This is a genomic window from Corynebacterium sp. Z-1 (genome assembly GCF_031844665.1).
Lineage (GTDB): Bacteria > Actinomycetota > Actinomycetes > Mycobacteriales > Mycobacteriaceae > Corynebacterium > Corynebacterium sanguinis.
The window spans coordinates 174893-194026 of the sequence record NZ_CP134621.1; the positions used below are offsets into that span (position 1 = coordinate 174893).

General features: G+C 63.9%; 16 protein-coding genes. 7 read left to right on the plus strand and 9 right to left on the minus strand.

From position 1 onward, the window contains the following. Positions 1 to 5: 5 nt before the first annotated feature. Positions 6 to 1646 carry an IS21 family transposase gene (istA, locus tag RIU96_RS00900; protein ID WP_136650947.1) on the minus strand — a complete coding sequence of 547 codons (1641 nt, stop codon included), beginning with the start codon at positions 1644 to 1646 and terminating at the stop codon, positions 6 to 8. Between the two features lie 162 nt (positions 1647 to 1808). Here istA and RIU96_RS00905 point away from each other — a divergent pair, with 162 nt between their 5' ends. Beyond that, positions 1809 to 2066 (plus strand): hypothetical protein, encoded by a 258-nt coding sequence (locus RIU96_RS00905; protein WP_006840512.1) that lies wholly within the window; start codon positions 1809 to 1811, stop codon positions 2064 to 2066. Between the two features lie 209 nt (positions 2067 to 2275). Then, positions 2276 to 2698 (plus strand): hypothetical protein, encoded by a 423-nt coding sequence (locus tag RIU96_RS00910; RefSeq protein WP_144690973.1) that lies wholly within the window; start codon positions 2276 to 2278, stop codon positions 2696 to 2698. Positions 2699 to 2805: 107 nt separating this feature from the next. Here the strand turns inward: RIU96_RS00910 and clpB are convergent, their stop codons facing one another. Together clpB and RIU96_RS00920 are read right to left on the minus strand one after the other, a co-directional pair. Beyond that, positions 2806 to 5364, minus strand: a complete 2559-nt coding sequence (clpB, locus tag RIU96_RS00915; RefSeq protein WP_144690975.1) for an ATP-dependent chaperone ClpB — start codon at positions 5362 to 5364, stop codon at positions 2806 to 2808. A gap of 100 nt (positions 5365 to 5464) precedes the next feature. Next, on the minus strand, positions 5465 to 6853 hold the full coding sequence (locus RIU96_RS00920; protein WP_186309949.1) for a sodium/glutamate symporter: 1389 nt from the start codon (positions 6851 to 6853) through the stop codon (positions 5465 to 5467). 55 nt (positions 6854 to 6908) lie between these two features. Here RIU96_RS00920 and RIU96_RS00925 point away from each other — a divergent pair, with 55 nt between their 5' ends. Continuing rightward, a complete protein-coding gene (locus RIU96_RS00925; RefSeq protein WP_136648994.1) occupies positions 6909 to 7880 on the plus strand; it encodes a ferredoxin reductase domain-containing protein in 972 nt (323 codons plus the stop codon). Here the strand turns inward: RIU96_RS00925 and RIU96_RS00930 are convergent. Continuing rightward, the gene (locus RIU96_RS00930; RefSeq protein WP_136648995.1) at positions 7877 to 8680 is read right to left on the minus strand and encodes a carbon-nitrogen hydrolase family protein; all 804 of its coding nucleotides are present in this window, start codon (positions 8678 to 8680) and stop codon (positions 7877 to 7879) included. The genes RIU96_RS00925 and RIU96_RS00930 overlap by 4 nt on opposite strands. 90 nt (positions 8681 to 8770) lie before the next feature. On the opposite strand from RIU96_RS00930, the gene RIU96_RS00935 reads away from it, so the two are divergent. From RIU96_RS00935 to RIU96_RS00950, 4 genes are all read left to right on the plus strand, one after another. Further along, positions 8771 to 9046: a hypothetical protein gene (locus RIU96_RS00935; RefSeq protein ID WP_136648996.1), complete on the plus strand. Its 276-nt coding sequence runs from the start codon at positions 8771 to 8773 to the stop codon at positions 9044 to 9046. Then, entirely contained in the window at positions 9039 to 10172 is a 1134-nt protein-coding gene (locus tag RIU96_RS00940) for an alpha/beta hydrolase (RefSeq protein ID WP_144690979.1), read from the plus strand. The genes RIU96_RS00935 and RIU96_RS00940 overlap by 8 nt, the downstream gene beginning before the upstream one ends. A gap of 25 nt (positions 10173 to 10197) precedes the next feature. Continuing rightward, positions 10198 to 11958 carry a pyruvate dehydrogenase gene (locus RIU96_RS00945; protein ID WP_144823252.1) on the plus strand — a complete coding sequence of 587 codons (1761 nt, stop codon included), beginning with the start codon at positions 10198 to 10200 and terminating at the stop codon, positions 11956 to 11958. 122 nt (positions 11959 to 12080) lie between these two features. Continuing rightward, positions 12081 to 12881, plus strand: coding sequence for a hypothetical protein (locus RIU96_RS00950; RefSeq protein WP_144823250.1), 801 nt, complete (start codon positions 12081 to 12083; stop codon positions 12879 to 12881). Positions 12882 to 12935: 54 nt separating this feature from the next. Here RIU96_RS00950 and RIU96_RS00955 read toward each other — a convergent pair whose 3' ends face one another. From RIU96_RS00955 to RIU96_RS00975, 5 genes are all read right to left on the minus strand, one after another. Next, a complete protein-coding gene (locus RIU96_RS00955) occupies positions 12936 to 13322 on the minus strand; it encodes a heat shock protein transcriptional repressor HspR (RefSeq protein WP_144317776.1) in 387 nt (128 codons plus the stop codon). A gap of 24 nt (positions 13323 to 13346) precedes the next feature. After that, a complete protein-coding gene (gene dnaJ, locus RIU96_RS00960; protein ID WP_311205037.1) occupies positions 13347 to 14540 on the minus strand; it encodes a molecular chaperone DnaJ in 1194 nt (397 codons plus the stop codon). Between the two features lie 145 nt (positions 14541 to 14685). Further along, positions 14686 to 15354 carry a nucleotide exchange factor GrpE gene (gene grpE / locus RIU96_RS00965; protein ID WP_144823248.1) on the minus strand — a complete coding sequence of 223 codons (669 nt, stop codon included), beginning with the start codon at positions 15352 to 15354 and terminating at the stop codon, positions 14686 to 14688. Positions 15355 to 15366: 12 nt separating this feature from the next. Then, positions 15367 to 17220, minus strand: a complete 1854-nt coding sequence (gene dnaK / locus RIU96_RS00970) for a molecular chaperone DnaK (protein WP_006840498.1) — start codon at positions 17218 to 17220, stop codon at positions 15367 to 15369. A 196-nt stretch (positions 17221 to 17416) separates the two neighbouring features. Then, positions 17417 to 18937 carry an acetaldehyde dehydrogenase ExaC gene (locus tag RIU96_RS00975; protein WP_144823245.1) on the minus strand — a complete coding sequence of 507 codons (1521 nt, stop codon included), beginning with the start codon at positions 18935 to 18937 and terminating at the stop codon, positions 17417 to 17419. Positions 18938 to 19134: the final 197 nt, after the last annotated feature.

The following is a 19134-nucleotide window of genomic DNA, read 5'->3' on the forward strand; positions in this document are numbered from 1 at the left end:
TGCTTCTACGCCTCCTCACCGAATTCAAGCTCACCGAATTCAAGCTCACTGAACTCGAACGCTGCTTTGCCCCGTACGTGCGACGCCTGGGCTGGTGGTGCGGGACGAGTCACCGGCCTAGTTGACGCGGCAGATGATGTAGGTGATTGCGCACCACCTGTGGCGGTGGCGGTGGTGCGGGTTGCGAGGTCTTTGATGGTGTCGTGGACTTTGCGCACCGACGGGACCATGTGGGAGTCGAGGACGTCTTGGCAGGCTTGTTCAAGCAGGCTGCGGGAGTACTTCTTCGACAGGCTCAGCACGCCAAGGGCGCTATTGTAGGCTTGGGCTTCAACTTGGTGGGCGTGAAACATCTGGCGGATGAGTTCGTAGGTTGCGGCCCCAATACTTTGAGCCCATGACTCAATCCGGCCCTGATCCCACTTCGTGGCCAAGTCCTGGTGCTTTGCCGGCACATGCTCTTTATCTGTGGAGTACTGCATGTTGCCAGGCTTTTTACGGTGGGAAGCGATATGCTCACCCGCGCTGAAGATGTCGACGACATCGTCGAAGATCTGCACGTCGACACTTTTGCCGGCGAAGCTCCACGGCACAGAGTAGAAATGCTTCTCCACTTGGACGTGGTAGTTCACCCCGGCCTTGGCTTTACGCCACGTGGAATACGACCAGCGCTGTTGAGGCAGCGGGCGCAATGCTTCTGCTTCGCTTTCAACAAACAACTGCCTGCGGCTTGCGTTGCGGCCCCGGAATCCTTCCCGGTCGTTGATCCAGTCGACCTGTGCTGCAATAGCGGCGTTGAGAGCGTCGAACGTGGAGAACTCTTGGCCCGATAACGCTTCTGCGACCCAGGTCTGGACGATATCGACCGCCTTTTCCACATGGGCCTTATCCCTGGGTTTACCCGGCCTAGCCGGGGTAATCCCGCAACCGTAGAACTCGGCGAACTGCTGGTAGCGCTCGTTGACTTCACGCACCGTCGCACCACGTGTGATCTGGTTGGTTGCTGTCGAGGCGTTATCGGGCACGATGCGCACCGGCACGCCACCGATATAGTCCAACGCGTCGCGGTGGGCACACAGCCACGACCGCATCCGCATATCCGGCCACGCACTGGCATGGATAAGCCCCGAATGCGGCAGCGACGCCACAAACACATACGCCTGCACAGACACCCCGGTCAACGGGTCAACAACTGCCATGGTTTCCCCGGACCAATCAACGCACAGCTCCTCACCAGGGGCATGGGTCAAAAGCGCAGTCAGGTCGTTGACATCGACGTAGTTTTCAAACAGCGCGCAGAACTGCCGGTAGGAATAATGCTGCTGGCCAGAAGTAGCCTGACGGCGGGTGTATTTATGGTGTTCCACCTTTAACGTCACCCGCTCACCGCGTCGGCGCCGGGCGGCGATGCCTGCGAAATCCGGTTCCACAAACGCATCTGAATCCCGCCGGCGATTATCCGGAAACAACTCCGAAAGCTCCTGCGGCGACAACGCGGTAATCGTGTCCTCGTCCATCCCAGTCGAGCGCAACACCCGACTGGCCTTATCAATACTGCTGCGCGAGCACCCCAAATCCGACGTGATCTGCGACCACGAGCGGCCTTGCACAAGCGCCAGCATGATCAACCTGTAATTGGTGACCACACCAAACTCCTTCCATGGTTACGCGGCCCGCGCGTACACACTGCGCAGGGCCGTCAACCACAGACTGCCAACCCAACTACCCCCGGTACCCGATACACGCACACCCAGTACCCGATACCCGCCCGACCGGTACTAAAAACCGAACCCGGTCAGGGAGGCCACATGATGCTGCACACCATTCGCCACAAGCTCATCGAGCGGTTGGCCGGCGCACCCATCATCGACGACCTGAACATCGCCGAGTCGATCTACCCGCTCGCCATGACAGGCACCATCGCCGTGAGGAACCTCGAAAGCGACGTCGACGTCTTCGAGGGCACCGCGGTGGTCAACGCCGGCACCAGCCTCACCATCTGCGCGAGCGGGCAGATCATCGCCTACTACCCAACGAGCGCATACGAAGCCGTCGCAGCACTATGAGCACCAAACCCAGCACCACAGCCCGCGGCTACGGATGGAGACACCAAAAACAACGCGACCGCCTCCTCTACAACCACCAAGACGGCACACCATGCTGGTGGTGCGGACTGAAGTGCCCCAGGTTTTGTTCCGCCTGAGTAGATGGGAAAATTTGGGGCACGTCGAATCGCCTATCGTCCGCTGACCGTTAAGCTTGGAGTACACACCACGTGAACGATGACTACGAAAGCTTTGTCCCAACCCAGGCAGATATACGACCGGAGAACGCATCCTGGTTCCTCGACGAGGGTGACGACGGTGCCTACCTCACCATCGAGGTCGAGTGTGAATCGCTAGAGGACAAGGACAATGAGGCACTTTTAGACGACTACGTACACGTCGCGGTGGAGTGGTTTCCGCTGCCCGGTAACAACGTAGATGCAGTCGTCGGCAAACGGCTTCAGAGCAACATTTTTGGTGAGCCGGCCGAGCCGACACTGTCCATTGATGGTGCGCATTGGCGTTACGACCACGCCACTGTGGAGATCCTCAAGCACAACGGGGATGACCTAACTGTGCGAATGGAGTTTTCCGGGGACATCGACGGGACTGGTCTCGACTCTTTCACTTGCGAGGTCACAGCGACGCGGTAGAGCGAAGAAATCTGCCCCGGCCCTACGTTGGGGCAGAATCACACCACCCCGACCTCTCCGTTCATCGACGTGGACGAAGGGGCCGGGGCAACGCTCTGCCTTTTGTGTTACTGCACCGCGTCGACGCTCAGGCTCTCCCCACCGTCGGCCACATCCACGGCGACGGTATCGCCATCGCGGACATAGCCGGCCAACAGCTCCTTGGCCAGCCGGTCTCCGATCGCCTGCTGGATCAAACGGCGCAGCGGACGGGCACCGTAGGCCGGGTCGTAGCCGCGTTCAGCAAGCCACGCTTTGGCGGAATCGGAAACGGTCAGGTTGAGGCGTCGAGAAGCCAGACGCTGCGCTAGCTGCTCGAGCTGGATGTCGACAATGCCCACGAGCAGCTCGGAGGAGAGCGGCTCGAATACCACCACATCATCGAGACGGTTGATGAACTCCGGCTTGAAGTGGCGCTTCACCGCCTCCATAATTTCCTCCCGGCCACCGCCCGCACCCAAGTTAGAGGTCAAGATGATAACCGTGTTGCGGAAATCCACCGTGCGACCCTGGCCGTCAGTCAACCGGCCCTCGTCGAGAACCTGGAGCAACACGTCGAAGACGTCCTGGTGCGCTTTCTCCACTTCGTCGAAAAGCACGAGCGAATACGGCCTGCGGCGCACTGCCTCAGTGAGCTGGCCACCGGCATCGTAGCCGACATATCCGGGAGGCGCACCAACGAGACGCGCCACCGAATGCTTCTCGCCGTACTCGGACATATCGATGCGCACCATCGCGGTCTCATCATCGAAGAGGAACTCCGCCAGCGACTTCGCCAGCTCCGTCTTACCCACGCCGGTCGGGCCGAGGAAGAGGAAGGAGCCAATCGGTCGGTTTGGATCCGCGACACCAGCGCGCGAGCGTCGCACCGCATCAGAGACGGCCTCGACGGCGTCACGCTGGCCGACAACGCGTTCGCCCAGCACAGACTCCATGTTCAGCAGCTTCTCCGTCTCCCCCTGCATCATCTTGCCCGCAGGAATACCCGTCCAGCTGGAGACAACCTCGGCGATGACATCGGGGGTGACTTCCTCGGTGAGCATCGTGCGGCTCGAATCGCTCGCCTGCGCCTCAGCCTCGGCAACCTGCTGCTCCAGCTCCGGGATCCGGCCGTAGCGCAGCTCAGAAACCCTGGCGTAGTCGCCGTCGCGCTCCGCGATCTCGGACTCGTTGCGCAGACGCTCGAGTTCCTCCTTCGCAGACTGAACGCTGTCGATCTGGTTCTTCTCGTTCGCCCAGCGTGCCTTCATTTCGCCGAGAGTCTCACGCTGATCGGCGAGCTCCTGGCGCAGCGCGGCGAGGCGCTCCTGGGAGGCAGCGTCGGACTCCTTGGCCAGGGCGATCTCCTCGATTTCCAGGCGGCGCACGACGCGCTCGAGCTCGTCGATTTCCTGCGGGGAGGAGTCGATCTCCATGCGCAGGCGCGAACCGGCTTCGTCGACAAGGTCAATGGCCTTGTCCGGCAGGAAGCGGTTGGTGATGTAGCGGTTGGAGAGCTCCGCGGCGGCGACCAGGGCGGAATCCTGGATGCGCACGCCGTGGTGGACCTCGTAGCGCTCCTTGAGCCCGCGCAGGATGCCGATGGTGTCCTCCACCGTCGGCTCGCCGACGTACACCTGCTGGAAGCGGCGCTCCAGGGCGGCGTCCTTCTCGATGTACTTGCGGTACTCATCCAGTGTGGTCGCGCCGACGAGGCGCAGCTCGCCGCGGGCGAGCATCGGTTTGATCATGTTGCCCGCGTCCATGGCGCCCTCACCGGACGCGCCGGCGCCGACGATAGTGTGCAGCTCGTCGATGAAGGTGATGATCTCGCCCTCGGAGGAGGTGATCTCCTCCAGAACCGCCTTGAGGCGCTCCTCGAACTCGCCGCGGAACTTCGCTCCGGCGACCATCGAGCTCAGATCCAGCGAGATCAGCGTCTTGCCCTTCAGCGACTCGGGCACGTCGCCGGCCACGATACGCCGGGCCAGACCCTCAACGATAGCGGTCTTGCCCACGCCGGGCTCGCCGATGAGCACCGGGTTGTTCTTCGTGCGGCGGGAGAGCACCTGAACCACGCGGCGGATCTCGGAATCGCGCCCGATCACCGGGTCGATCTTGCCCTCACGGGCACGCTTGGTCAGGTCCGTGGAGTACTTCTCCAACGCCTGGAACTGGTCCTCCGGGGACTCGGTGGTCACCTTCTTGTTGCCGCGCACGGACGGGAATGCACCCTTGAGCACGTCATATGTGGCGCCGCGCTTCTTCAGGAGCTCGGCGGCCTCGTCGTTGCCGCGGGCGATGCCGGCGAGGAGCACCTCGGTGGAGACGTATTCGTCACCGAGCTCTCCAGCGAGTTCCTGCGCCGTGTTAATCGCGTTGAGCGCGTCCCGGTTGAAGTTCGGGTTGGCCATGTTCTGGCCCTCCGCCTTCGGGTATCCCGCCACGATGTCGCCCGCCTCGCGGGCAACGGTGGCCGGGTCGACGCCGGTGGCCTGGAGCACCGGGGCGGCGATGCCGTCTTCCTGGGTAAGAATTGCCTCCAGCAGGTGCGCCGGGCGGATATCGGGATTGCCGTGTGCCGACGCCTTCTGCAACGCCTGCTGAATGGCTTCTTGCGTCTTGGTTGTGGGGTTGAACGATGCCATGCATCTTCCTTTCGCTTACGTTTTGTGTTCCACCCTACGCAACGCCGGGAAAGTTGAGTCTGTTCCACTCAAGGCAAACTTTGTGGAAATCCTCCGAGCGCTAGTCCGCCTTCGTCACCGTTTGAATCCGCGTCGACCCGCCTTGAAGACCCCCATTTCCTTTGCCATGTTTCTTCGCGGGCACCCACTTCAGCGCGAAGCTCATGATGAGCACACCAACCGCAATGGCGAAGGAAGCCCACCCGAAACCAGTTGTGAATCCCGCAATCACCGCGATCGGCGCGAGGATGGTCATGCCGATTTCAAAGGGCGCGAAGCCGACGTAGGCCACGCCGTACTCGTTGAGCGTGCCGGATTTCAGCTTCGGGTCGACCATCTTCAGCAGCGCGATACCTGTGGCGACTGCGGCGGTGGCCCAGCCCCAGCCGAAGATGCCACGCTCGAGCCAATTCTCGCCGAAGAACAAGGGCCCCGCCCACAGCATCCACACCACACAGAAGAGAGTGCCCAGAACGAACATGAGCACGAGCGCCTGCCAGTAATCGGCGAGCGCCGCGGGAACGATCGAGGCGATACCGAAGGCGATCATGTAATCGGTGGCCGCGCCCGAAATCGAGCTGACAGTGTCGCGGTCGAGGTAGTTTTCGCGACCGGCAACGCGCAGCAGCGTGCGACCAATCAGCCCCACGACGAAGGACATGGCAAACAGCGGGATGGACACGTTTGGCCACTGGTCCTTGATAAGTCCGTTGAGCAGGTAGGCAATTAGCACAGTAAACACGATGAAACCGCCGTGCAGCGCAAGCGGCTCAATCGACGAGGGGTTGGTGGTTGCCTTGCCGATGGACGGGCGATCCACCTCGTTCTCGATATATCCTGTGCGCAGGTCCGCCGGGAGCTCGCCTTTGAGCTCAGTGGCCCGGCCCGCGCGGATGCCCAAGTTGGCCACGATGACACCGCCCACAATCGCCACCAGCGTGCCCACGGTCGCGGAGGTAAAGCCCAGCGAGGAAGCCTCCGCAATACCGATGCCCTCCAGCGAGGACCCCACTGCCGCGGCGGTGCCGAAACCGCCGACGAAGCCGACGGGCAGCATCATCCCGAACCAGGGCTCGGTGCCGAACAGCGGCGCGAACAGGTACAGCCCGAGAAGTATGAATATGCCCCACTGCCCCATGAACATCGCGGTGGAGTAGGCCCACATATTGCGGGCCCCGGAAGCAATGGAGCCACCGAGATCCATGGAGAAGGCCATAGAGGCGAACACCACAGCGATAAGCAGCGTGGTGTAGGTGCCCACCTGGTCGGACCAGTTGATCAGTCCGAGTACTTCGGGGCCGATCAGGAGCCCGATCAACCCAGCGGTGATCGGTGCGGGTAGAAGCAGTGCCTGAAGAACCTTGAGTCGGTTGCGCAGGACGTTGCCGACGATGAGCAGGATGGAGATCCAACCGATATCCGTAAGCAGTGTGTAAGGGGTGTATTCCACAGCTACGACGATATCCGAGCCACAGCACTTGTGAAGCATTAGTAGGCTAAAAATTATGGATCGGTTCTCAGAGGAAGTGCGCACGCTGCGCAGCGAGCGCGAGCGCGTGCGCGAGCAGCTTTTCAGCGCCATCATCGCCGAGCTGCCGCAGGGCGCCGGCATGTTTCCGCGGGATTCGAACAAGGTCTCGCACGAGCTTATCGACGCTCTGACCTACATTTTCCTGACCTCAAGCCGTACGGCGACCCTGCCCGAATCCACCCTTCACACGCTGCGCGCATGGGCCCTGGACCTGCGCCGCTACGGCTTCCCTCCCACCGCCTACGCGGTGTTCGCACGCCTGATCCGCCAGGTACTTTCGGCGGGCATCGAGGCGCGCTTCGTGCTCGAGGACGCCGCAGCCGAGATGGCGCGTACCGCCCACGCCGCCGATGTGGAGGGGGTCCCGGCGGCCGCCGCGGCGCGGGTGACGGCGGTGCGCCCTGAAGGGGGCATACACGTGGTTCGCCTCGAAGCGGGGTTTCCCCTGGGCTACCGTCCGGGCCAGTTCATGCCGGTGTTGCAGGTTGGCCGCCAGGGTGTGTGGCGCAACCTCGCCCCGGCGCTGCCGGCGAACCCGTTTAGCCAGTTGGAGTTCCATGTCACGTGCGAGATCGAGGTACAGGTCGGCGATTACGTCACGCTCGGCGCGGCGCGAGGCATGTGGCCGAGCTTCGCGCGCAGCGAGCTCAGCGTCACCGCGGTGGGCTCAGGCACGGCCGCGGCGAAGGCGATCGTGTTTCACGCCCTGGAGATGCCGCAGCCGCCGCGGGTCCGCCTTGCGCTGCTCGGCGAGGTCGCGCAGCGCTCGACCTTCGAACGTCTGGCCGCGGTGTGCGAGTGGTTCAGCATTGTCGAGACCCCCTCGACGTCCGGGGAGGTTGTCTACTGCGGCCCGGAGGTCGACATCGCCGCCTTGAACCCCCCTCCCGGGGTGCTGCGGGTCTGCCCCGATGCCCCGGAGAAGTGGTCGGTGCCGGCTTCCTAGCTGGCGTGGTGAAGCAGCGGCAGGCTGGCGCGGGCCTCGGCGACTGCCGCGATGTCAATGTCGGCGTAGACGATTTCGGGCCCGTAACCTGCCTCGGCGATGCGCTGCCCGTTTGGCGCGACGACGACCGAGTGACCGATGCCGGTCGGCCCGCTGGCCTGGCCCGCGTGGGCCTCTCCCCCGGGCCTAGCCTGGTCGGCCGCGACGATGAACACCCCGGTGTCCAGTGCGCGCGCGACGGTGAGGGTGCGCCACTGCTCGCGCTTGTTCTTCCCGTCGGCCCAGCTCGTGGGCACGACGATCACCTCCGCACCGAGCCGGGCGAGGTTTTTGAACTGCTCCGGGTAGCGGATGTCAAAGCACGTGGCCACGCCCACCACGGCACCCTCGTGGACGAAGGTGACCAGCTCGCCCCCGGGCTTGACCGTGGCGGATTCTGTGTAGTCGGCCACGTCGAAGGTGTGGATCTTGTCGTAGCCCTTGTGCACCCCATCGCCGGTGATCAGCGCGGTGTTGTAGACGCGGTTGAGCCCGTCCATTTCATCGGCGGGGCGGAACATTCCGGCGACGATGGTCACGCCAAGCTCCTCGGCCAGCTCGCGCAGCCCGGTGGAAAACGGGCCGTCGAGCTCTTCAGCCTGGGTGTCCAAGCGCCCCTGGTCGAAGCCCTGGCTGGTGGCCTCGGGCGTGACAATCAGCGTCGCCCCGTTCGCGGCCGCCTCCCGAATGCCGACGGACACGTTGGTCAGGTTCTCACCTTTATCAGGCCCGGTGGTCACTTGCAATAGCGCGATTTTCATAAGCTCAAGAGTATGTGGATAACCCGGGGTTATCCACAGCCGGGCGCATGCGCGGTTGTGCTTCGACCTACCGCCGGTATATCTGCGCCTATGAATTACATCGAACTCAACACCGACACCGCCGACACCGCACGCACCGCACTCCCGCCATTCACACCCCTGCCCCGCACGAGCCTGCCTGCAGGCCTCACCGCGGTGGCCCTTGAGCGCTTCCAAGCAAGCGCCCACATGCTTATCGACGCCCACCTCAACGCCGCCGCAACCCGCTGCAGCGCGATCGCCACCTTCGCCGACCGGGTCCATGCCGTCGACGCCGATACCGCCACCACGTTGAAGGCCACGTTGAAGGAGGCGCGCGATGTATAACCCACGCCTCAACCCGGCCGCCCTGCGCGCGGCGGCGATGGTGCTCGGGGACGCTGCGGCGCAGAGCCGGGACCGGGCAGCCCGCGTCGAGGCGGCGCCCGGGGCGATCGCGGCCACGGGATTCGCCGGGGCCACCGCCGTCCTCGGCCTAGCCGGCTTCCCGATCTGGGCGCTTCGGCTGTTCTCCGTGGCGGCGCTATTTGAGCACGCCGTGGTGATCCTGGAGTCGTCGGCAAGCGCGCAGGAGAAGCTCGACGCCCTGGCGCACGTTGCGCTCAACCTCCACTTCGCCGAGCTGGTCTACCAGCTCAACGTCATTTCCCACCTGCTTGACCTGCACACCGCGCGGGCGTTGCGCGGCCTGCTCGCCGGGGAGGATGGCCCCGCCGACACGCTGGCAGACCACCCCGGTGAGCCGATCGAGGTCATCGACGCCCGGCTCGCCCCGACGCTTCCCGCGGCCACGCTGCGCGATATCCGCGACGCCGGCGGGATGGTGCTGGAGACGGGCCCTGGTGGGACGACGGTGGTCATCGGCGACACCGTGGACCCGGCGCGGGTGACCACGATGGTTGCCGGGGTGTCCACGGGAGCGCCCGGGGAACTCGGCGCTGAACTGGCCAAAGCGCGTTCCATCGCCTCCGCCACGGGAGGCGCCGTCGTGGTCTGGCAGGGGTATAAACCCCCGCCGAGCGTAATCCACGGCATCGACCCCTCGGCTGCGCGCACCGGCGGGGTGGCGCTCGCCGAGTTCCAGGCCGCGCTGCGCGAGCGCTACCCCGACGCGCGGCTGACCGTGCTGTCGCACAGCTACGGCACTGTCGTGGCCACCCGCGCGGCCCAGGGTCCGGGGCTTGCGGTGGACGACCTGTGGCTGTTGGGCTCCCCGGGCGTTGGGGTGTCGAGCGTCGATAAGCTTGAGCTCGTGGGGGCCGACCCGCAGGTGTTTGTGGCCGACGCCGACAACGACCCGATCATTGCCACGCGGTTTCGCCACGACGCGGCCCACGGGTACTCCCCCTCCGCCGAGTCGTTCGGGGCAACCCGCGTCGACGGCGTGCGCGGCGACCACGGCGCATACTTCACGGACCCGGCGCTGCTCAGGGCCCTTTCCCAGCCCAGCTAAGCGTGCGCGGCCGTATCATCAGACCATGGTTACCAACTTTGTCCAGCAGCTTGTTGAAACCCTCGAACGCCTCGGTGTTAAACGCATTTACGGGCTCGTCGGGGACTCCCTGAACCCGCTGTCCAATGCCGTGCGTACCTCCAGCATCGAATGGATCCACGTCCGCAACGAGGAGGCCGCCGCCTTCGCCGCCGCCGCAGACTCCCTCTCCACCGGCGAGCTCGCGGTGTGCGGTGCCTCCTGCGGGCCGGGCAACACCCACCTCATCCAGGGTCTGTACGAGGCGCACCGCAACGGGGCGAAGGTCCTCGCGATCGCCTCCCACATCCCGTCGTTGGAAATCGGGTCCGAGTTTTTCCAGGCCACCCACCCCGAATACATCTTCCAGGAATGCTCGGGCTACCGGGAGGTCGTGCACTCGGGCACCCAGGGCGCGCGCGTGTTGCACAACGCGCTGCAGTCCACCCTCGCGGGCGGCGGGGTATCCGTCATGGTGGTGCCAGGTGACGTGTTTAACGACGAGGTCGTCGACTCCACCACGGTGAGCTCGACGTATGCCACCGGTACAACCAAGCGCGTCTTCCCTGACCCCGCCGAGGCCGCAGCGCTCGTGCGCGCGATCAACGAGGCCGATACCGTCACCATGTTCTGCGGCTACGGCGCCCGCGACGCCCGCGAGCAGGTCTTCGCGCTGGCAGAGAAGATCAAGTCCCCCATCGGGCACTCGTTTCGCGGCAAGATGTTCATCGCGCACGACAACCCCTTCGACGTGGGCATGTCGGGCCTGCTCGGCTACGGGGCCTGCTACGAGGCGTCGAAAGAAGCTGACCTCTTCATTATGGTCGGCACCGATTTCCCGTACACCGAGTGGCTGCCACACAAAAACGTCTCCCAGATCGACATCGACGGCACGCACATCGGTCGGCGCACGAAGGTAGCGGTGCCCGTGGTGGGCGATGTGGCCAGCGTGATTGACAACATCCTGCCCCACATCGAGGAGAAGGAGGACAGCTCCTTCCTCGATCGCATGCTCACCCGCCACGCGGCACTGCTCGAGGACGTGGTGAGCAAGTACACCACCCCGGCGCGCGAATCGCGCACCCCGATCCACCCGGAGTTCGCCGCGTCCGTACTCGACGAGGTCGCCGCCGACGACGCGATCATCACCGTCGATACCGGCATGTGCAACGTGTGGTCCTCGCGCTACTTCACCCCCAACGGCCGCCGCGCGGAGCACGCCTCCTACCTGCACGGCACCATGGCTAACGCGCTGCCCATGGCGATCGGTATCCAGGCGGCCAACCCGGACAGGCAGGTGATCTCCTGGTCGGGCGACGGCGGCTTGAGCATGCTGCTCGGCGAGCTTCTGACCGTGAAGCTGCACAACCTGCCGATTAAAACGGTTGTGTTCAACAACTCCTCGCTCGGCATGGTGAAACTCGAGATGATCGTCGAAGGCTTCCCCGATTTCCAGACCGACCACGAACAGGTCAACTTCGCCGCCATCGCCGAAGGCGTTGGCATAAAGTCCTTCCGGGTCGAAGACCCCTCCGACCTCAAGCAAGCGCTTGTCAACGCCCTCACCCACGACGGCCCCGCGCTGGTCGACATCGTCACAGACCCCGACGCGCTGTCTCTGCCGCCGGACATCAGCTGGGACATGCTCAAGGGATTCACAACGGCCAGCGTGAAGACCGTCCTCGACGGCGGCGTGGGCCGCATGGTGAACCTGGCCCGGCGCAACATTCGTCAGATTGGCGCGGCGACCGCGATTGTTAAGCCGTAGAGGTTACGTAATCACAATATGAATGTTTTGTTATCCAATCGGAACACATGCGCCTGTGGTTTGCCTGTAACTTAATTAAAGGACGCATTTGTTCACAATTGTAATGAAAGGTTGTTTTCAACATGACTACACCGCAGAACCCGAACGAGACCGGTCGCGTCGCACGCGTGCGCCAGACCACCACTCGCCGCGCTACCGGCCAGGCACCGGCTGGCTCCGAGTCTCACGCATACGAGACCGAGACCACCGCAGCTGATAACGACACCACCGGCCAGGAGGCCTGGATCGGCACCGACGCCACCGGCGTCTCCAACGGCAACGTGTCCTGGGGCGCGATCTTCGCTGGCGTGGTGACCTTCCTCGGCCTCATGATCCTGCTCGGCGTCGGCGCCGCAGCAATGGGTCTGCAGGGCTCCTCCGCTGCAGCAACCGGCGTCTTCACCGTGATCTCCCTGGCCATCGCCTTCGCTGCAGCTGGCTACGTCGCCGGTGCACTCGGCGTGCGCGCTGGCTTCTTCCACGGCTTCGCCGCATGGGCCACCTCCCTTATCGCCGCTCTGGTTCTCACCGGCTGGCTCGGTGCTTCCGTCGTCGGCGGCCTCGGTTCCGCACTCGGCACCGTTGCTCAGTCCGCTGGCAACGCCGTGAGCGTTAACTCCCAGGACGCTCAGGCAGCTCAGGATGCTGTCGACCCGCAGGAGGCTCAGAACGCTGCACAGCAGGCTCAGCAGACCGCACAGGAGGCTGCACAGCAGGCTCAGCAGACCGTTCAGGAAGTTGCCCCCGAGGTTGCCGCTGGCTCCTGGTGGACCTTCGCCGGCCTGATCATCGGCGCACTGATCTCCGCTTTCGCTGGTGCCGCTGGTGCTCGCTCCGTGCTCAACCGCGACGAGAAGCAGGTTGTTCGCCCTGCAAACCGCTAAGCACTAACACAAAAAACTGCACCGGGATCATCCCGGTGCAGTTTTTTTATGCCCTTAACGCCGGCGGCGGCGCATCGACGGATCCCACGCCACGATCGCGGTTGAGCGCGGCACGTGAACGAGTTCCCCGCCGCGTCGAGAAGCAAACTCGGCGCGCTTGCGCAGCTCGTCGTTTTCCTCCTGCAGCTGCTCGATCTGGCTGGTGAGCTCGATGATTGTCTTGATACCCGCGAGGTTCACGCCTTTTTCCTGCGACAAGTACTGGATGCGGCGCAGCAGGGTGATGTCGCGGCGCGAGTAGCGCCGGCCACCACCGCTGGTGCGCATCGGCGTCACCAACCCCATCCGGTCGTAGGTGCGCAGCGTTTGCGCGTGCATCCCGGTCAGCTCCGCGGCGACCGAGATGACGTAATACTCCTGGTCATTGTTGTGGTAAGCCACCGTAGATTGACACCCCCCTTCCGCTTACTTCAGCCCGGCCCACCCGGCGCGCGGGTCGAAGCCGGAATCCTTCTCGGCTTGCGCGTAGGCGCGCAGGGCGGAGGTTGCGGCCGCATCCAGAGTGGACGGGACCGCCACTTCCACGGTCACCAGCAAATCCCCCGCGGTGCCCGACTTCTTGGGCACCCCGCGGCCCTTGACCCTCAGCGTCCGGCCGTTCGGAGTGTTGCCCGGCACCTTGACCTTCACCGGGTTGTCGAGCGTCGGTACGGTGACGGTTCCGCCGAGCGCGAGCTCGCTGAAACTTACCGGCACGGTGACCTCAAGGTCGTCGCCGGTGCGCGTGAACACGGGATCCGGGCGCACGTTGACGGAGACGAACAGGTCTCCCGCCGGCGTGCCGTTCGGGCCCGCCTCGCCCTGGCCGGCGAGGCGCACCTTTTGGCCGTCGATAACCCCCGGCGGGATGCGTACCGTAATGGACCTGGTGCGGCGCACGGTTCCCGTGCCCGCGCATGTGGTGCACGGGTCCTCGATGATCTCGCCCGTACCGCCGCAGTGCGGGCAGGGCCGCGCCATGCCGAATGCTCCGCTGTTCTCGCGGAGGTAACCGGAGCCCGAGCACTGCGAACACGTCGTTGTCGTGCCCGACTTCGAACCGGAGCCGTGGCAGGTGGTGCAGGGCGCGTCGCCGGTGAGCTCCACCGGGATGGTGGTGCCCTTCGCCGCCTCGCGGAAGTCGAGGGTTATTTCCGTTTCGACGTCGGCCCCCCGCGTCGGCCGAGCATTCCTGCCAGCAGCGCCGCCGCGGTTAAAGAAGCCACCGAAGATATCACCAAGGCCGCTGTCTCCAGCTTGTCCACGAGATGCGGCTGATCCGAAGATGTCGCCGAGGTCGAAGTCTTGCGTCGACGTGGAGCGAAACCCGCCCGGGAAGCCCGAGCCTCCTGCCCCTCCGAAGCGGCCGAAGCCGCCGGAGTTCACCATAGATTTCAACTCGTCGTACTCTTTGCGCTTCGCCTCGTCGCCGATGACGTCGTACGCCTCGGCTACGCGCTTGAATTTTTCCTCCGCTGACTTGTTACCGAGGTTGCTGTCAGGGTGGTTCTCGCGCGCGAGCTTGCGGTACGCCTTTTTAATGTCAGCGGCGCTCGCCGTCGATGAGACGCCGAGGTCGCCGTAGTAGTCCTTGTTCACCCAGTCCTGCTGCATCGCCATGTCACAGCCTCCTTTCACGTGATCAGTTTGTGTGTGTTGGGGCTAAGTAGTTTTCGTTGAATCTAATCGTGATTAAGGCCGGGGATGAGGCCCCGCGTTGGCGTGTCCTCAGTCCCCGGCCATCTCAACCCTTTAAGTGGAGGGGTTAAGCTCCAGTGCCGCCAGCTGGGTCGGCCGGGTCGGTGATGATGACCATGGCGTTGCGCACGAGCCGGTCGCCGACGCGGTATCCCCTGCGCAGCACGGTCCCGAGAACCTTCGTGTCGCCCTCGGAGAGGTCCTGTACCGCCTCGTGGATTTCCGGGTCGAAGTCCTCGCCCTCCTCGCCGAAGGCGACGACCTTGTGGCTGCCGAGCGCGGAGCGGAACTTGTCCGCGAACACTTTCAGCGGACCTTCATTGAGGTCGCCGTGCTGCTCGGCGAGGTCGAGGTCGTCGAGAAGCGGCAGCATGTCGGAGAGCACGCGCGCTTTCGCCTGCTCGGCGATCTGGCCACGCTCGCGCTCGGTGCGGCGCCGGTAGTTCGCGTACTCGGCGCTCACCCGCTGCAAGTCTTCGGTGCGCTCCGCGAGCTTGAGCTCGGTTTCCGAGATCACTCCGTCACCGTCGGCATCCGGGTTGACCTCGCTCGCCAGATCGTCCTCGATCTCGGCATCGGTGATGTCCCCGAGGGGGTCCTCGTCCGCATCGAGCGCCGCGGACTCAGCCGCCTCGTCCGCCAGGGTCTCAGCCTGGTCGGGGGAGACGTACTGCTCGTCCGTGTTCTCTGGAGCGCCGGGGTCATCCGGCATCTGAGAGTTGGTCGGGTTCGTCATCAGTTACGTCCTTTACTTGTTGTCGGAGTCGCCGGTGGTGCCGGTCTCCTCGGCGTCGTCCTCGACGACCTCTGCATCGACGACGTTGTCGTCGGCCGGGACGTCAGCCTGGGTGGCGCCGGAGTTGGCCTCGGCCTCGTAGAGAGCCTTGCCCAGTTCCTGGGACTCGGTGGTGAGCTTCTCCACCGCGGACTTGATTGCCTCGAGGTCGTCGCCCTTGAGGGCCTCGTCAACCTCGTCGGCTGCGGCGCTCACACGCGTCTTGAGGTCCTCCGGCAGCTTGTCGGTGTTTTCATCCATGAACTTGCGGGTCTGGTACGCCATGGTCTCCGCGTTGTTGCGGGTCTCCTGCTCCTCGCGGCGCTTGCGGTCCTCGTCAGCGTGAGCCTCGGCGTCCTTGATCATGCGGTCGATGTCCTCCTGGGACAGCTTGGAACCGTCCTGGATGGTGATGGTGTTTTCCTTGCCGGTTCCCTTGTCCTTCGCGGAAACAGAGACGATGCCGTTGGCGTCGATATCGAAGGTGACCTCAATCTGCGGCACGCCGCGCGGTGCGGGCGCGATCCCGCCGAGCTCGAACGAGCCGAGCAGCGTGTTCGCGGAGGCGATTTCACGCTCGCCCTGGAAGACCTGGATCTGCACCGACGGCTGGTTGTCCTCAGCGGTGGTGAAGGTCTCCGAGCGCTTCGTCGGGATCGTGGTGTTGCGCTCGATGAGCTTGGTCATCACGCCGCCCTTGGTCTCGATGCCGAGCGAGAGCGGGGTGACGTCGAGAAGCAGCACGTCCTTGACGTCGCCGCGCAGGACGCCGGCCTGCAGGGCAGCGCCGACAGCGACGACCTCGTCCGGGTTAACACCCTTGTTGGCGTCCTTGCCGGAGAGCTCCTTAACCAGGTCAGCGACGGCGGGCATACGGGTCGAGCCGCCGACGAGGACCACCTGGTCAATGTCGCCGACGGACATGCCGGCGTCCTTGATCACCTGGTGGAACGGGGCCTTCGTCCGATCGAGCAGGTCAGAGGTGATCTTCTGGAACTCGGTGCGCGTCAGCGTCTCGTCGAGGAACAGCGGGTTCTTCTCAGCGTCAACGGTGATGTACGGCAGGTTGATGGAGGACTGCTGCTGGGAGGACAGCTCGATCTTTGCCTTCTCGGCCGCTTCACGCAGGCGCTGCAGGGCCATCTTGTCCTTGGTCAGGTCAATGCCATTTTGGGCCTTGAACTTATCGACGAGCCAGTCAACGATGCGCTGGTCCCAGTCATCGCCGCCGAGCTCGTTGTCACCGGCGGTGGCGAGCACCTCGACCACACCGTCGCCGATTTCGAGCAGGGACACGTCGAAGGTGCCGCCGCCGAGGTCGAAGACGAGGATGGTCTGTTCCTTGTCGGCCTTTTCCAGGCCGTATGCCAGCGCTGCGGCGGTGGGCTCGTTGACGATACGCAGGACGTTGAGGCCCGCGATCTGGCCGGCTTCTTTCGTGGCCTGGCGCTGGGCGTCCTCGAAGTACGCCGGGACGGTAATGACGGCGTCGGTCACCTCATCGCCGAGGTAGGCCTCCGCGTCGCGCTTGAGCTTCATCAGCGTGCGGGCGGAAATCTCCTGCGGGGTGTACTTCTTGTCGTCGATGTCAACCGTCCAGTCCTCGCCCATGTGGCGCTTGACGGAGCGGATGGTGCGATCGACGTTGGTCACAGCCTGGTTCTTGGCCGACTGACCGACGAGGACCTCGCCGTTTTTCGCGAATGCGACAACCGACGGGGTGGTGCGGGAACCCTCGGAGTTGGCGATGACGACGGGGTCGCCGCCCTCAAGTACCGCGACGACGGAGTTGGTGGTACCGAGGTCGATGCCTACTGCACGTGACATGTAAGTCTCCTTGTTAGATAGAGTTTGTTTCTAAGTTGAATGCGCTTGACTCAACTTCTGACCCCAGTATACATACCAGACTCAGAACCTTGAGTTGATCACGCTCAACCTATCTAACAGGGCGCCGACAAGATTTGTTCCCGCAGCCCGAAAAAATCTTTGTTGCCGCCGCGCAGCGGTCCGAACGGCCCGGCGTTTAGAACAGTCCCGTCGGCTGGTCCGCGTAGCTAACAAGCAGGTTTTTCGTCTGCTGGTAGTGGTTCAGCATCATCAGGTGGTTCTCCCGGCCGATACCAGACTGCTTGTACCCGCCGAATGCCGCGTGCGCCGGGTAGGAGTGGTACTGGTTCACCCACACGCGACCGGCCTTGATCGCGCGCCCGGCGCGGTACGCCACCGTACCGTTGCGCGACCACACACCCGCACCGAGGCCGTAGATCGTGTCGTTCGCAATCCGGATCGCCTCGTCGAAATCGAAGAACGTAGCCACCGACAACACCGGCCCGAAGATTTCTTCCTGGAAGATGGTCATGTCGTTGGTGCCCTTGAACACCGTCGGCTCAATATAGAAGCCTCCTTCCAGGCCCTCGATGCGGTTGATGTTGCCCCCGGTGAGCGTCTCCGCACCCTCCTCCGGACCGAGCTTGAGGTAGCTGGTGATCTTGCCCATCTGCTCCTGCGACGCCTGAGCGCCCATTTGCACGTCCGTATCCAGGGGGTTGCCGGTCTTGATCTGCTTGACCCGCTCTACCCCGAGGGCGAGAAACTCGTCGGCGATGGATTCGTGCACCAGCGCCCGTGACGGGCAGGTGCACACCTCCCCCTGGTTGAGGGCGAACATGGCGAAACCTTCGACCGCTTTGGCCCGAAACGCGTCATCGGCATCCATGACGTCGGCGAAGAAGATCGACGGGGATTTGCCACCGAGCTCGAGCGTGACCGGAATAATCTTGTCCGCGGCCGCTTTGTTGATGATCTTGCCCACTTCGGTGGAGCCCGTGAACGCGATTTTGGCAATCCGGTCGGAACCGGACAAGGCGGCGCCGGCCTCGTCACCATAGCCGTTGACGATATTGACCACGCCGGCCGGGATGAGGTCTCCGATGAGGTCCATCAGGTACAGGATCGACGCCGGGGTTTGCTCCGCCGGCTTCATCACCACGGCGTTGCCGGCGGCGAGTGCCGGCGCGAGCTTCCACACCGCCATCAGCAGCGGAAAGTTCCACGGGATGATTTGGCCCACCACGCCCAGAGGCTCATTGAAGTGGTACGCGACCATGTCGTCGTCAATTTGCGACAACCTGCCCTCCTGGGCGCGGATCGCGCCCGCGAAGTAGCGAAAGTGGTCGATGGCCAGGGGGATATCCGCCGCCAACGTCTCTCGGACGGCCTTTCCGTTCTCCCACGTTTCCGCGACGGCGAGCTCTTCGAGGTGCTCCTCCATCCGGTCGGCGATCCTGTTCAACAGCCGCGCCCGCTCCGCCGGGGTCGTCGCGCCGAAGGCGGGGGCAGCGGCGTGCGCGGCATCCAGCGCCTTGTCGACGTCGGCGGCCGTGCCTCGTGCAACCTGGCAGAACACCTCCCCGGTGACCGGGGTGATGTTGTCGAAGTACTGCCCCATTGCGGGCGCGGCCCACTCACCGTTGATGTAATTGTCGTAGCGCTTTTTGAAGCTGACCTTTGAACCCTGGGTACCCGGGTTGGGATAGACAGTCACTCCCGCCTCCTTTTTCTAGCAAAACTATGGACTGTGACCGAGGTTACACTAGCGGGTCTGGCGTGCGCTACCGGCTGATTCACCGGGGCTTGTTTGGAGCCACCTTGTGGCAGGATTACTTACCGTGGATACCAATCAGGTGAACAACAGACCCCAACAGGGCTCATCGGGCGACAAGAGTCGCGACCCGCAGGCAG